Origin of the sequence: Atribacter laminatus, from assembly GCF_015775515.1 — a bacterium.
GTDB lineage: Bacteria > Atribacterota > Atribacteria > Atribacterales > Atribacteraceae > Atribacter > Atribacter laminatus.
This window is the reverse complement of the sequence record NZ_CP065383.1, coordinates 2,601,790-2,616,511: the sequence shown is the minus strand read 5'-3', so window position 1 is coordinate 2,616,511 and position 14,722 is coordinate 2,601,790. Positions and strand designations below refer to the sequence as shown.

The window sequence follows — 14,722 nt, the reverse complement described above, 5'->3', positions numbered from 1 at the left end:
AGTTATAAGAAATTTATTCAATTCAAAACTCAGGTCTTTAATCCGGTTAAAGCAACTCCTTCCATGAAATTCCTCGACAGGAAAATAAACAGAATTAAAGTTGGCAAACAAGCCAGTACGCTAATGGCTAACTGCTCGGGATAAGGAGTAAAATAAACTCCACTGAAAAGTGAGATTCCCTGGGGAAGAGTTCGCATATCGGGTTTTGACATGACAATTAAAGGCCACAGTAAAAGGTTCCATACCCATTGTCCGTGAAGAATAGCTAAAGAGAGAACGGCTGTTTTCGCCAAGGGCATTGACACTCGCCAAAATATCTGCCATTCTGATGCTCCATCAATTCTTGCCGCTTCAATGATTTCATCGGGAATTGAATAGAAAAACTGCCTCATTAGAAATACGCCAAAAGCAGTAAGACCTCCGGGAATGATCAGAGCTAAGTAGTTATCTTGTAAATTGAGCCTGGTTATCAGAAGGAACAAGGGTATCACAATAGCCTCAAAAGGAATCATCAGAGTCGACATGACAACGACAAAAAGAAGTTTATTCTTTTTAAACTTGTATTTGGCAAAACCATATCCTGCTGTGGCCGACAAAAATAAACATAATAAGACCGCAAATACCAGAACGATAAAACTGTTGAAAAAATACCTGGGGAAATTATATCCTGCATAATTCAGGGCGTTGGGATAGCTCTGGAAATTCCAGGTTCTGGGTAAAATTTTTATTGGAATCGATAATACATCGGCATTAAGCTTAAAAGAGGATAAAACCATCCAAATAAAAGGAATGAGATAAATAATTCCAACAATAAACAAAGTCAAGTTTAAAAATATGGCTGCTATCCTCAATTTACCTTTATTTGTAATTTGCACCAAAATCACTTCCTCCGATAAGCTTTGGATGATTAGACCTCGGCTTGCGAACTAAAGATTCTCAACTGAATGATTGAAAAGATAAACAAAGTCAAAAAAAACATAACTGATATAGCTGCTGAATAGCCAAACTTGGTGTATTCAAAAGCTTCTTTATAAACTAAAAGAGTCAGTACTTCGGTTGATCGGCTTGGTCCTCCGCCAGTCATAACATATTGCAGAGCAAAAGTGCCAAAAGAGAATATGGCACAGGATACAAAAACCAAAATTAAGGTATTTTTTAGAAGCGGCAGTGTTATGTGTATCAAACGTCTCCAAAAACCAGCTCCATCGATTTTAGCGGCTTCATGATAAACATCGGGAATATTTAATAAACCAGCGATAAACATGACCATATAATACCCAGTAAATTTCCAAACATTTACCAAAACCATAGTATAGGGAGCTATCTTGGTTGACGTCAGCCAGGGAATGTTCCAACCAAAAATATCCAGGAAAACCACCGACAACAATCCGGTGCTTTGGAACATAAATTTCCAAACCACAGCTATTGCAACCATGGGCAGGACAACCGGGAGGAACACCATTGATTGATATAATTGTTTGAACCAGCACAACTTGCTGGTGAAAGCCAAAGAAAGCCAAAAGGATATAAACATGAGAAGAAAGACGCTAAGGAAGGTAAATTGGAGGGTGACTGAATAGGAGCTCCAAAATCTTTTAGTTGCGAATAATTTAATAAAGTTTCTTAGCCCAATATAGAGTGGTGATCCGGTAAAATTCCACTCGTAAAGCGATAGGCGAAAGGCATCTAACATGGGATAAATAAGAAATATGGAAAAAAGGAGGAGAGTTGGAAGAATGAAAATGTATCCTTGTTTTTGCAACCGATCGTAGTAATTGGCTTTTGGGATTCCTGCATTTTTCTTCTTCATGTTACTTCCCAACCCTCCCCAGTTATTATTGTTTAAAAATTTTTTGAAAACCTTCATCACGCTTATTCAAGAATATCGCTTAATTCTTCCTTCAAGGCGTTCAAAGATTCTTCGTTGGACATTCCTCCGAAGACAACCCGGCGGACGGCTTCTCCAACGGCATCTTGAGTTTCACTGAATTTTGGAGAAGCAAGAAGAGCGGCACCATTCCGTCTTTCGGCATCAAAAACGTCATTATTCAGTATGTATTTATCTGCAAGAGCAGGATCCAAAGAATTTCTGGGCTGGAAATACCCATGTTCTATGAAAGCTTCCGGTTGGTTGGCAAGATGGTCAAGCCATTTCCAAGCCCATTCTTTGTTCTTACTCTGTTCGGCTACAAATACACAGTACCCATAAACCGGTCCACCGATATCTTTCCCACCTTCAAAACGAGGATAGGGTATCGGTGTGACATCTTCTCGAGCAACCGAATAGCTGTCGAGGACACCCCAATACCAGCTTCCACCGGTAAGGAAGGTACTGCAAAGACCATTTCCAAACCCTTCTCTTTCATCATCGAACAAGCCAGGATTAAAAATACCATCCTTGGTGGCAAAATTGGTGAAAGTGGACAGCGCTTCCAGGGCTTCTGGTTTATCCAAGCTATCCATTAACCCTTGTTCGGTTGGCCAATCTAAGCCTTTTTGCTCCATAAAGCTATGGAGAACTAAAAATGGAAATACTGAAGCTTTCAGGTTAATGGCAAAACCGTTTCTGACAATGACATCATTTTGACGAACCGTCATCTTACTGCAGGCATCGACAAACTCTTTCCAGGTTTTGGGTAAATTGGCGACTGGATCTAAACCAGCTTCTTTCATATGGCCGGTATTAATCCATGCCACATAACTACTCATTTCAAAGGGAATACCATAATATTTCCCGTTGTAAAAACCTCCAGTTTTTTGTAATGAACCTTCTTGCCACATCTCCAGGACTTCTTCTATGGTTTCTTTGCCAAAGGCAGAGGGCATTATTTCAGCACATATACCGTTGGCCATAAACCAGGCCGATTGCATGTTGGGCATGGCAAAGGAGTCCATTCCTCCTCCTCCAAGAGCCGCGGTTCTGACCTTGGTAGGCATATCGGGATCAGCAATGAAAATGATTTCGATATTGACGTTGGGATATTTTTCCATAAAGGTTTTTGCAGCATTGGCATTTATTTCGTCATAAGGAGGCTGAGTCCAGTGATAATGAACAATATTTATCTTTTCTTCTTGAGCCCATACCATAGAAACGGAAATCAACAAAAACAATATGACAAAAACTATCGTCAAATTTTTCACTTATTGTAACCCTCCTTCATTTTTTAAATTCTTTCAAATTCATAAACACAAAAATTTCTTTAATACCAAAAAGCAACCTCCTTTCTCAATGAATTAAAAAAAAATAAAAAAATTCGGTAGTTTATTTATATTCACCCTCATCCTCACCTTCTCCCATTTTTCTTTTTTTCCTCTCCCCTGGTGGGAGGGGGAGGAAAGGTGAGGGAGAACCTATTTTCATCAGTATCATATATAACAAAAACCGTCATTTATCCTTTCATTATGAGGTCAAGAACATACATCTCGAGCGCTTCGTAGTTTCTCTCCTCAACGCATTTCTTTTGGAAAGTATAATCGAATTTGTTGGCTTTGTCTTCGAGAATTTTAGCAATTTTAAGACTATTGTAAAGGTGGCGGTAACTATCTTCGATTTTTTGAGTTCTCATGGCTTTTACATCGAGACCAACGTACTCACCATTTTTCCCATAGTTGTTTTCGACGAGAACTTTTATCTGATTAAATGCCTGTCTTAAATTTTCCACACCAAAAGTTTTGTCCTGATCGTACTTGATACCATTTTGATCATTGAGATGAACGCTCCAAAGCTTTTTGTTGGCAAGACCAAAGGCGATCTCATTGGCCGGGTCGAGACCGGCTAAGATGGCATGGGCACTTTCCAAAAGAGCACCGACTCGATCGGGATCGATCGTTTTATTAGATAAAGCAATAGCATGACCGATGGTAGGACAAAAACTTCTATCTATTGGCTCGTTTGGTTTGGTCTCAATGAGCACATGAATATTCTTATCATATTCAAGCATCTTGTTTATAGCTTCAATAATACGATTCACTGAAAGAACCGGATCTTTGCTTTCATAGCAAAGAGTGCCTTCTCGAGCTAACCAAAGAACCAGTTTGTTGCATCCCAGTTCATTGGCAATATCTATAGATCTTAAAGCTCTCCATTGGGCAAAATCTCGATCTTTCGGATCGTTTGAGGTGAAACCCCCATCAATTGTTCTAGGATCCATCCACAGCCGGGGTGCGACAAATTCGGCTCCCAATCCGTTGTCCTTTAATACTTTTTTGACTTCTTTCGCTTTTTGTTTAATAGCTGCATCGGAAAGATCGTTCATCTCTGGTACGACATCATCATCATGAAACTGCACTGCATCAAAACCAATTTCCTTAAATTTCTTGATCTTCTCAGTTAACGGTATGCTTTCTCTTACTGGAGGACCAAAGGCATCTGCTCCCTCATGAACGTTCCAGGGACCAACTGAAAATTTAAATTTTGACATTGCTATATCCCCTTTCTTTTTTTATTTTATCATGACAATATCAAAATTTTTAGGTGAAAGAATATTTTTCGTATGTTTGACTCTAAATGGTATAAAATCATGTATACAAATTTTCTGAAGAGAAATTGACTTTAAAATAAGAATTGGGATAATATGAAGTTTAGAATATTGTTAATTATTTTTAAAGATTTGAATTTAAAAATATAAAGCTTACTAGCAGGAAAGGAGGTATTTTCTGTAATTCCTGAAATTGGATACCTAGGAATGGAGGTGACCCACGGAAGTTAGTTATCATTCATTGACAAACGATATTGTCTTTTAGGTAAATCCAATAGTTTAATTTTATTTCTTATAATTTATTAAGGAGGATGAAAATGAAAAGATTTAAACTGCTATTATTGCTCTCGACGGTATTGTTGTTAACCTTATCCCTATTTGTCGTTGCCGAAGCCGATGATACTGATTTTGAAATTGTTATGGTGGTCAAACTTGAAGGAGTTGCCTGGTTTGATAACATGAGACTTGGTGTTGAAGAATTTGCCGAGGAAACTGGTGTTAACGCCTATCAAATTGGTGCTGCTACTGCTGATCCAGCCTCACAGATCGCTTTAATTGAAGACCTGATTGCCAAAAAAGTTGACGCCATTATCGTCGTACCGAATGATCCGGTTGCCTTAGAGCCAGTATTTAAAAAAGCCAATGATGCCGGAATCCTTACTTTTACCCACGAAGCATCCAACCAAAAACAGGTAACCTTTGATATTGAAGCCTTCGATAATGATGCCTATGGAAGACATATGATGGATGTTATGGCAGAAGATTTGAATTTAGAAGGAGAATATGCTTGTTTTGTTGGACACCTGACTTCGACCACCCACAATGAATGGGTTGATGCTGAAATCGCCCAACAACAGGAAAAATATCCGAACATGAAATTGGTAACCGATCGGATCGAAGAACAAGAAAACCAACAGATTGCTTATGAAAAAACCTTGGAATTGTTAAGGACCTATCCAAATCTTAAAGGTGTTATGGGAAGCGCTATGAGCACGGTTCCGGGAGCAGCTTTAGCCATCGAAGAAAAAGGTCTCATTGGCAAAGTCGGAGCGTATGGAACCTGCCTCCCCTCAGTTGCCTATGACTACTTGAAGAACGGAGCTGCCAAGTCAATCCATTTCTGGATTCCAGCCGATGCTGGGTATGTCTCTTGCAAGGTAGCCTGGGAAGTTCTTAAAGGAAATGAAATCAAAGAAGGTATGGATTTAGGGAAACCTGGATATGAAAGCATCACTATTCAAAATAATCAACATGGCTTCCCGGTAATTTATGGCCAGGCCTGGCATGACGTTACTGCCGAAAACGTGGATGACTACGACTTATAATTGGTACAAATGAATAGAATAGATAGTGATTTTTCTTTTATGTATCTTTAAAAAAGCCCATATTAAAGGACAGTTTCAAAAAAGAACACGATAAAATAAGTGAGTTGGGTGATGTGTACTATCTCCCCAGCTCATTTATTTTAGAAGGGATACCATGACTGAAGATTTTTTAAAAATTCAAAATGTGAGTAAGTTCTACGCCGGAGTACAAGCTTTAGATAATGTCAGCATGACTATCGGCCCGGGTGAAATTCATTGCTTGGTCGGTGAAAATGGTTCTGGGAAGTCTACTCTCATCAAGATTATTGCTGGCGTGGTTGCACCAAATGGTGGCGAAATTATTATCCAGGGGAAAAGCTATAAAAACCTAAGACCGATCGATTCAATCAATGAAGGGATTCAAGTTATATATCAGGATTTATCTTTGTTTCCCAACCTTTCGGTAGCCGAAAACATTTCTCTTAATCAGCTGATTGAAGAAAAAAAGAAAATTATTAATTGGAAAGAAGTAAAAGATATTGCTTCGAGTGTTTTATTAACAATAAAAAAGGAGCTCGATCTAAAGGAAAAGGTAGAAAATATTTCTATTGCCAATAAACAACTGGTTGCCATCTGCCGTGCCCTGCTTCGAAATGCCAAACTCATTATCATGGACGAACCGACTACAGCTATCACCAAGAAAGAAATTGATAAACTCTTATCAGTCATTTTAGATTTGAAAGAAAGTGGAATTTCTACCTTATTTGTGAGCCACAAGTTGAGTGAAGTTTTGCAAATTGCTGAAAAAGTGACGGTTTTAAGGGATGGGAAAAAAGTTGGTGACTATAACGCTGGTGAATTAGATTACGATAACCTTTCTTTTTATATGAGCGGGAAAAAAATCGATCGTTCGGTTTTCGACTATCACGAAGGAGCTGATCAAAAAACCTTATTGGAAGTAAAGGACCTTTCCAAGAAAGGTCAATTCAAGGATATTAGCTTTAAACTGAGGCCAGGTGAAATAATCGGTATGATTGGGTCTCTGGGTTCAGGAAGGACTGAGGTAGCGCTATCCCTATTTGGTTTGAATAAACCTGACTCAGGAACTATATATATGAATGAAGAGCCGGTGAAAATTAACTCTCCCCGAAAAGCAATCAGTTTGGGTTTATGTTATTTGCCAGAAGACCGGCTTAACCAGGGTTTATTTTTAAGGCAGTCGATTCAGAATAATGTAGTCGTCACCAATTTGAGAAAAATATTGACTAAATCCAAACTCCTCAATTACAGCAAGAAACATGAATATGCCAAAATGTGGATTGATGAATTGAATATCAATGTTCCTTCTTTAGAAGTTGCGGTTCAAGCGCTTTCCGGTGGGAATCAACAGCGAGTTGTTATAGCCAAGTGGTTGGCTACCGATCCCAAGGTATTTATCTTAGACAGTCCTACAGTTGGAATTGATGTCAATTCTAAAAGCAATATACACAATTTGATTCGACAGTTAGCAAGAAAAGGTATTGGGGTTATCATGATTTCCGATGAAGTTCCAGAAATTGTGCGTAACTGTAATCGGATTCTGGTAATGGCAGACGGAAGAATTGTTCAAGAAGTCAATACTATTGATATAACCGAGGATAAGTTATTCGATTTAGTATCGAGCAATTCAAAAAATAGTGAAGGATAAAGACCATGACTGGAACGATTAGTAAAAGTCAGATCCAGAAAGTATTCAATCAAAACGAAGCGTATTTATCTTTAATAATCGTGGCCTACTCTATTTTGGTCACCTCTTTGAATCCCTCTTTTTTATCTTTTGAAAATTTACTCGATCTGGGAAAAAGCAGTGCAAGTATGGGCATCATGGCAATTGGAGTTTTTGTGGTTCTCCTCTCCGGTGGCATTGATATGTCTTTTACTGCAATCGCCATATCCGGCCAGTACATTGCGGCCAATGTTTTGATAGCCAGTGGAGTGGATAATATCTTTTTCGCTTTTTTAATCTCCTGTTTGGTTGGGTTAAGCTTAGGGGCAGTAAATGGCCTAATCATTTCCTACTTTAAAATTCCAACCTTTATTGCTACCCTGGGTACCTTAAATGTTTTTCATGGAATCCTGCTCACCGTGGTCGGAACCAAAGCGGTGAATTCGGCACAGTTACCGGATTGTTTTAAAAAGTTTGGTGCTACCAATGTGTTTACTGTGGTTAAACCCGAGGGGGGGAGTTATGGATTATCAATATTTACCGTGATTTTCATAGCTGTTGCTCTTCTCACCTGGTTTATCCTTACCTATACCCAGTTAGGAAGAGGAATATACGCCATAGGTGGCGATATGGAAGCTGCCAAACGATCGGGTATGAATGTTTTCAACATTCAATTTTTTATTTACTGTTATGTTGGAATATTAGCCGGAATAGCCGGTGTTCTCCACGTTTCACTCATTCGCTATAGTAATCCGACTTATTTAGTTGGTTCTGAGCTGAGCGTCATAGCGCCGGTGGTATTGGGTGGAACCAGGATAACCGGAGGATCGGGAACGGTCATTGGCACCATATTAGGAGTCGCCATGATTACTTTGTTGAATAATAGTCTTATTTTGATTGGTCTCTCTTCTTTTTGGCAGGAATTTTTCACTGGAGTTATTGTAGCCATAAGCGTCAGCTTGAGTTCTTATCAGATTCGAAAGAGTATGATGATTTAATTATGAAAATTAAAAATCTTGGTTGGAGGGCAAATCTTGTTTGATCAATATTTGAAGCATTCAAGAACCACAATTTTGTTTGTCATGATGTTTGGCGCTTTTATTGTCATGTCTATTTTTCTTCCCGGTAAATTTTTAACCTTGAGTAATTTCCAATCCATAGCCAGTCAAATACCGGAGTTTGGGTTGCTGGCAATCGCCATCATGTTAGCTATGCTGACTGGGGGCATTGATTTATCAATTATATCAACCGCTAATCTCGCCGGTGTGGGGGCAGCACTAATACTAACCAAGTATGCCCTTCCCCAGTTGGGGGCCTATGAAGAGTCATATCTAATATTTTTAGCGATAGTCTCAGCGATTGGCATATCCCTGCTTTGCGGTTTAGCAAACGGACTTCTCATAGCCTATATAAAAGTACCGGCAATTCTTGCCACCTTAGGTACCATGAGTATTTTTTCTGGAATTGCCATCGTTATAACCAAAGGATATGGTATTCAGGGATTCCCGGAAAAATTTCTGTTTATTGGAAGCGGCACTATTTTTGCCATTCCCATGCCAATGATTATTTTTATTGTTTGTATCCTATTGATGTCTTTAATCCTGAACCGAACCTCTTTCGGTTTTAATCTCTATATGCTGGGTTCTAATCCAGTCGCATCTCGTTTTAGTGGGATAAATAACCGAGGAATTTTAGTTCGGACCTATATTTTAAGCGGTCTTTGTTCTGGTTTGGCATCGATCATCATGATATCGAGAGTCAATTCGATCCGGCCGGGTTATGGGTCAGCCTATCTCCTTCAAGCCATTTTGGTTTGTGTTTTAGGAGGAGTCGATCCCAGCGGAGGATATGGAAACATATCTGGTCTGGTTATGGGAATAATTGTTTTACAAATCCTTCAAAGTGGTTTTAATATTTTATCTTTTAGCCCTTTCTTCAAAAACGTGGTTTGGGGTTTAATGTTGATTTTGGTGATGATCCTCAACTTTTATAGTTCAAGATATTCACAGAAGATAAGAAAAAGAATGAAAGTCGACTAGATTTATATGGGCAAATTTTTAAATGTCTTTTTTCCAAATTGAATAGCTCAACGAGCTGAGAAAGGAGTTATAAATGGCTGCCGGGAAAAAATTGAAACTTTCTGTAGGAATCTGGTGCATGGGAGGGATGTCTGACCGGTTTTTGCCTCAGGGATATGAAGAACCGCTTAACATCCAGGAACGAGTAGAACGAGTGAAAAAGGTGCCGGAAGTTGAGGCGATTGAATTTTTTGATGATGAATTTGAAAAAATAAGCCCTCGAGATTTTAAATCCCTGCTGGACGACAATGGTCTAAAAGTGAGCTGTATCAACCTCAATACTCACTCCCGCCCCAAATGGCAGTTGGGAGCCCTAACCCACCGAGATGAAAAACTCAGACGCGAAGCTATTGATGCAGCCAAAAAATTGGTGGATTTAACCGGGTTTCTTGAGTGTGATTCAGTGGGCCTTTGGTTGGGAGTGGATGGTTTTGATTATCCCTTTGAGGTCGATTATGGAATTGAATGGGATTTGCTTATGGAGTCGGTCGGGGAAATCGCTGATTATGGTTCGCAGGTGAAAATATCACTTGAATATAAGCTCAAAGAACCTCGACAATATCTTTTTGTGGGAAATGCTTTTCGATCGCTTTATCTCATCAAAGCTTTAAACCGGAAGAACATTGGAGTGACGGTTGATTTCGGCCATGCTCTGATGGCGAAAGAAAATCCTGGTGAAGTGGTTTCGATTCTCTCCAGAGAAAAGGTTCTTTATAATGTTCATTTTAACGATGCCTATCGGGAGTGGGATGATGACCTCATAGCAGGAAGCACCAACCTTTATGAAACTCTGGAGTTTCTCTACTATATAGAGAAATCCGGTTATCAAGGTTATCTCGGTTTTGACATATTCCCCTACCGCATTCATCCAGTTCGAGCTTTGGAACTGTGTACTCGAAACACCCTGGACCTTTATCGTTTGCTGCAAGAGGTGGACAAAGACGCCTTGTTAAAGGGACAAAAGAAGATGGATGCAGCCGACACTCACGAAGTAGTCCGAAAAGTTTTCTTTAAGTAAGGCGCTTGTATAAGGCCATCTAATGCTTTTATTCAGTCCAGTGACAAGTAAATATAGCCGTCATCCTGAAACTTCGTATTCTGAAGCCGTGAGGATCTCATCTTTTAATATATTTTTTATCCTTTACTCAATATATTAATGAAAAACTGAAAAGCACCCTCCCCCCGCTAAGCGGCACCCCTCCATGGAGGGGAATTGATCGGCTTATTCCCCCATTGAGGGAGGATTCAGGGAGGTGTACTTTTTTCTTTTTTGATCATTTTTTAATCTTTTTTAGTATTTTCAGTATAGATCTTTACTCTACCGGATAATACAGATGACAATGAAAATAGTAATATGCCGATCAATTTCCCCCTTTAGAAAAGGGGGTTGGGGGGATTTGATTTTTTTACTGTTCCGTCATCTCATTTTTTAATGCTTTAGCGCCTCTAATAGCTTCTGGTGAATAGCCGGCGGAGCCGCCAACACGTCTCCCTCAAAAAGATCAAAATCTTCGCCATTGGGTTTGGTAACCACTGCTCCGGCTTCTTTTGCGATTAAAACTCCTCCGGCTAAGTCCCAGGAGGAAAGGTCATATTCCCAATATCCATCAATAATTCCACAGGCAACATAACACAGTTCTAAGGCTGCACTTCCCAAAACTCTCAAATCGGTGAGCTTCATAACCGAACCAATTTCCTTTTCAATCCGTGGATGTTTTCCTTCTTTGTAGGGGAAGCCGGTTACCAGATAGCTTCCTTCTAAGGTGGTTCGATCGGAGACGGTGATTCTTTCTCCATTTAAAAAGGCACCCTCCCCTTTTTGGCCATAAAACAAATCCCGTCTAATTGGATCAAAGACAACTCCAGCTACCGGTACATTCTCTTCCCAATATCCCAGAGACACCGAGAAGAAAGGATATTTATGAACAAAATTAAAAGTCCCGTCCAGAGGATCGACATAGAATGCCCGGGATTGCTTTCCGACTTGAATGCTGCCCTCTTCGCCAACCACTGGAATATCTGGGAAACGATTGGTTAAAATTTCGTTTATCTTGTCTTGGGATTCTTTATCGATATTGGTTACCAGGTCATAAGAAACCGATTTCTGAACGACAGAAAATTTTTCTTTCTCAAAGTACTTTCTCAGAATACTTCCGCCGGTTAACGATGCAACTATCATCGCTTCCAAGATGCTGGAAGGCATAGATTAAAACCTCCAATCAATTTAATAGTTAGTTGTTGAGCTGGTTATATTGGATATTCGATACTGTTTCAGATGATCAGAATCTCACTGATTTATTCTTCTCTAAATTTTTTCACCTTATTCATGAATGCCTTGACCCGTTCTTCATCGACATGGTTTTCGAATTTCCCTTCATATTTGAAAGTCGTTCCCACCACTGCTCCGTCAGCAAACTCAAGCTGTTTTCCTAAATTCTCTAACCTCACACCGGTATTGGCGAAAACGATCGTTTCTGGCAAAGCTTCTTTGACTTTTTTTAGAATTTGTACATCAGTTTCAACTCCTGCCGTTAATCCTGAAACGCACAAAGCATCCGGGCGATCATTAAAAACCGTCGATTTTGCAATGCTGACGATATCTCGATCAACGAGATATTGAGCGGCTTCAGGTACGATATTAAACAGCAGTTTTACATTTTGGGCACCGATAGCATATTGGTGACGCACCGTCTCTCCGCAGTTGGTATTCCATATGCCAAAATCACTGGCATAGACTCCACTGAAAATCTCTCGAATAAACTTGGCACCAGTGGCTGCAGCCAAATCAAGACTCGCCACTGGATCCCAGAGAACATTGACTCCGAAGGGTACTTTTAAATGTGGCATTAATTCCCCAATTATCCGAGCCATAGAAGCAACAGTGACAGTACCAACTTTGGTCATATAGGGCAAGCTGAATTCATTAGAAAACATCACAGCATCGACCCCACCATTTTGGAGAGCAGTTAAGTCTTTGATTGCCCACTCTACGACTTTTTTCATTCCACCTTTATGGTCAAAACCTGGATCACCAGGCATAGCACCAAAGTGGCACATGGCAATGATGGGCTTTTGACAGTGAAATACTTCTTTTAACCAATTTGATCTCGGCATTCTCTATTCCTCCTCGGAATGTAATTTTTTTTTATTTTTCTTCTCACCTTGGCTAATCATCTCTTCCCTCTCCCCCTCGCCCTCTCTCCCCCTCTCCCCCTCATTATTTAAGGGCGTGAGGATCTCATCAACCAAATCCGTCATTGCGAGGAGACCAACCGTTTTTTGGTTGGACGACGTGGCAATCTCACTTGGTTCATCTTTATTATTTATTTTACATTGTAAATCCATTCACGGGCATGATAAATTAAGCCCCTACAAAAGAATTTAAAAATGTAGGGGAACAATGTATTGTGCTCATTCTTTAATTAATGTAGCGACATACCATGGCATGTCGATCGAATCTTGGTTTTCATCATTATATAGTGCCACACAAGTGGCATGATGGTCCATCCTGAAAATATCGAAATAAGTGAAAAGTGATGAAATAAAAAAGATAAAGGCACACTCCCCTCAACACATCAACCTTTCATCCTCAACTGATGCTGCGAAACACCGTGAGAGTCTATTCTGATAAAGATTCAGATAAGTCATGCATAAGTGGCTTGGTATTTTCGTAAAGAGAACGGAAAAGGCGATAATTGAAATCATACTTTCCACTTGCTTCAAAATCGGGCTGAACAATTTTTCCGATTTGAACCCAACGGTCAATTTCAGTCAGATTATGAAATAATCCGATACCCACCCCTGCCATAAAAGCATCCCCATAACTGGCACCGATTTGCTCTTTAGGAATAACCAATTCAACCCGGGTTATATCCGAAACAATCTGCATCCATAAGTCATTTTTAGTCCCACCACCGGTGGCTAAAATACGTCCGGGTTTTACTCCTTCTTCTTCCATGACTTCCAGATTATGGCGAATACCATATCCCACCCCTTCCAATATAGCTCGGTAGATATCAGCCTTGGTATGTCTGAGACTGATACCAAAAAACATTCCCTTTGCTCTCGGATCATTCAAAGGTGTTCGTTCACCTTCAAAATAGGGAAGAATAATAAGCCCCTTAGCACCGGGTGGAGACTGAGCCGCTAATTTTGCTAATCGGTCGTATGCGTTACCGCCTACGGTTTTTTCTTTTTCCAGTTCCAATTCGGCAAACTGGTTCCGAAACCAGGTGGTAAGACTTCCAGCGGTTGAAGTTCCTCCTAAGAAAGTATAAACATCTTTTTCCAGAAAAGGAGCGCTCCAAAAATGACTGGTATTCACCAAATCAGCTGTTTTAACGATAAAGAAAATGCTGCTTCCAAACATAAGCATCATATCATTGAATTCTCTTACTCCAGTGCTGATGGCTTCAGCGGCAGCGTCGGTTGTCCCAACGATGACCGGAGTACCGGAAGCTAAGCCGGTTTCTCGAGCTGCCTGCGCGGTGACTCGGCTGGCTATTTCGCAGCTCCAGAAAGCCTTGGGAAGTCGATCAATAGGTGTAATCTGAGGAGCAATATCCTCCCGCCAACCTAAATTATGGACATCAAACAATGGAGCATAGCCGTTCGCAGTATAAATATCAATTGTGGCTTGACCGGTCAGTCTATAAACGAGATAAGCCTGACTGGTGAGAAACCATCTGGTTTTCTGAAAAACCTCCGGTTCATGGTTTTTTATCCACAAAATTTTAGGACCTGAAGCCTGAGAACTCAGATGCATTCCACTATGGCGAAAGATTTCCTCTTTCCCCAAGGTTTTTTCCAAATATTCTATTTCTTGAGTAGTTCGAGTATCTATTCCATAGAGAATGGCTGGTCGCAGCGGTTGGCCCGCTTCGTCAATGGGAAGAACGCAAGATCCGATAGCGCTGGTTCCAATTCCCAAGATGTGTTTTGGATCAATCCCGGATATATCTAATAGGTTTTTTACAATGATAACGAAATCGTGCCACCATACTCGATCGGCATCATGTTCAAAATAACCGGGTTTAGGCATGTCCATTCCATGAGGAACAACCTTTTGAGTAATTATTTTCCCATCCTCTTGAACCAAAACCCCTTTGGACGAATAGGTGCCGATATCAACTCCCAGCAAATACCCTTTGGCCATAA

13 protein-coding genes are annotated in these 14,722 nt (G+C 40.1%); 5 read left to right on the top strand and 8 right to left on the bottom strand.

The genetic code is table 11. The features are described from left to right. Nucleotides 1-29 precede the first annotated feature (29 nt). The 4 genes from RT761_RS11765 to RT761_RS11750 form a co-directional block, all read right to left on the bottom strand. Nucleotides 30-875, bottom strand: coding sequence for a carbohydrate ABC transporter permease (locus tag RT761_RS11765; RefSeq protein WP_246465357.1), 846 nt, complete (start codon nucleotides 873-875; stop codon nucleotides 30-32). Nucleotides 876-907: 32 nt separating this feature from the next. Then, complete coding sequence (locus RT761_RS11760) at nucleotides 908-1,810, bottom strand: carbohydrate ABC transporter permease (RefSeq protein WP_218111612.1); 903 nt, start codon at nucleotides 1,808-1,810, stop codon at nucleotides 908-910. 62 nt (nucleotides 1,811-1,872) lie between these two features. Beyond that, nucleotides 1,873-3,141 (bottom strand): ABC transporter substrate-binding protein, encoded by a 1,269-nt coding sequence (locus tag RT761_RS11755; RefSeq protein ID WP_218111611.1) that lies wholly within the window; start codon nucleotides 3,139-3,141, stop codon nucleotides 1,873-1,875. A gap of 248 nt (nucleotides 3,142-3,389) precedes the next feature. Next, on the bottom strand, nucleotides 3,390-4,421 hold the full coding sequence (locus RT761_RS11750) for a sugar phosphate isomerase/epimerase family protein (protein WP_218111610.1): 1,032 nt from the start codon (nucleotides 4,419-4,421) through the stop codon (nucleotides 3,390-3,392). 374 nt (nucleotides 4,422-4,795) lie between these two features. On the opposite strand from RT761_RS11750, the gene RT761_RS11745 reads away from it, so the two are divergent. The 5 genes from RT761_RS11745 to RT761_RS11725 all read left to right on the top strand — a co-directional run bounded on the left by RT761_RS11745 (nucleotide 4,796) and on the right by RT761_RS11725 (nucleotide 10,583). Beyond that, nucleotides 4,796-5,803 carry an autoinducer 2 ABC transporter substrate-binding protein gene (locus RT761_RS11745; RefSeq protein WP_218111609.1) on the top strand — a complete coding sequence of 336 codons (1,008 nt, stop codon included), beginning with the start codon at nucleotides 4,796-4,798 and terminating at the stop codon, nucleotides 5,801-5,803. A gap of 154 nt (nucleotides 5,804-5,957) precedes the next feature. Then, nucleotides 5,958-7,469 (top strand): sugar ABC transporter ATP-binding protein, encoded by a 1,512-nt coding sequence (locus tag RT761_RS11740; protein WP_218111608.1) that lies wholly within the window; start codon nucleotides 5,958-5,960, stop codon nucleotides 7,467-7,469. 5 nt (nucleotides 7,470-7,474) lie between these two features. Further along, on the top strand, nucleotides 7,475-8,485 hold the full coding sequence (locus tag RT761_RS11735) for an ABC transporter permease (protein WP_218111607.1): 1,011 nt from the start codon (nucleotides 7,475-7,477) through the stop codon (nucleotides 8,483-8,485). Between the two features lie 36 nt (nucleotides 8,486-8,521). Beyond that, complete coding sequence (locus RT761_RS11730) at nucleotides 8,522-9,526, top strand: ABC transporter permease (protein WP_218111606.1); 1,005 nt, start codon at nucleotides 8,522-8,524, stop codon at nucleotides 9,524-9,526. A 73-nt stretch (nucleotides 9,527-9,599) separates the two neighbouring features. After that, the gene (locus RT761_RS11725) at nucleotides 9,600-10,583 is read left to right on the top strand and encodes a sugar phosphate isomerase/epimerase family protein (protein ID WP_218111605.1); all 984 of its coding nucleotides are present in this window, start codon (nucleotides 9,600-9,602) and stop codon (nucleotides 10,581-10,583) included. A 411-nt stretch (nucleotides 10,584-10,994) separates the two neighbouring features. On the opposite strand, the gene RT761_RS11720 is transcribed toward RT761_RS11725, so the two are convergent. The 4 genes from RT761_RS11720 to RT761_RS11705 form a co-directional block, all read right to left on the bottom strand. Then, nucleotides 10,995-11,768: an inositol monophosphatase family protein gene (locus RT761_RS11720; protein WP_218111604.1), complete on the bottom strand. Its 774-nt coding sequence runs from the start codon at nucleotides 11,766-11,768 to the stop codon at nucleotides 10,995-10,997. Nucleotides 11,769-11,860: 92 nt separating this feature from the next. Beyond that, nucleotides 11,861-12,679 (bottom strand): BtpA/SgcQ family protein, encoded by an 819-nt coding sequence (locus RT761_RS11715; protein WP_218111603.1) that lies wholly within the window; start codon nucleotides 12,677-12,679, stop codon nucleotides 11,861-11,863. Nucleotides 12,680-12,682: 3 nt separating this feature from the next. After that, the gene (locus tag RT761_RS11710) at nucleotides 12,683-12,823 is read right to left on the bottom strand and encodes a hypothetical protein (protein WP_218111602.1); all 141 of its coding nucleotides are present in this window, start codon (nucleotides 12,821-12,823) and stop codon (nucleotides 12,683-12,685) included. A 361-nt stretch (nucleotides 12,824-13,184) separates the two neighbouring features. Next, nucleotides 13,185-14,720 (bottom strand): FGGY-family carbohydrate kinase, encoded by a 1,536-nt coding sequence (locus tag RT761_RS11705; protein WP_218111601.1) that lies wholly within the window; start codon nucleotides 14,718-14,720, stop codon nucleotides 13,185-13,187. Between the last annotated feature and the right edge of the window lie 2 nt (nucleotides 14,721-14,722).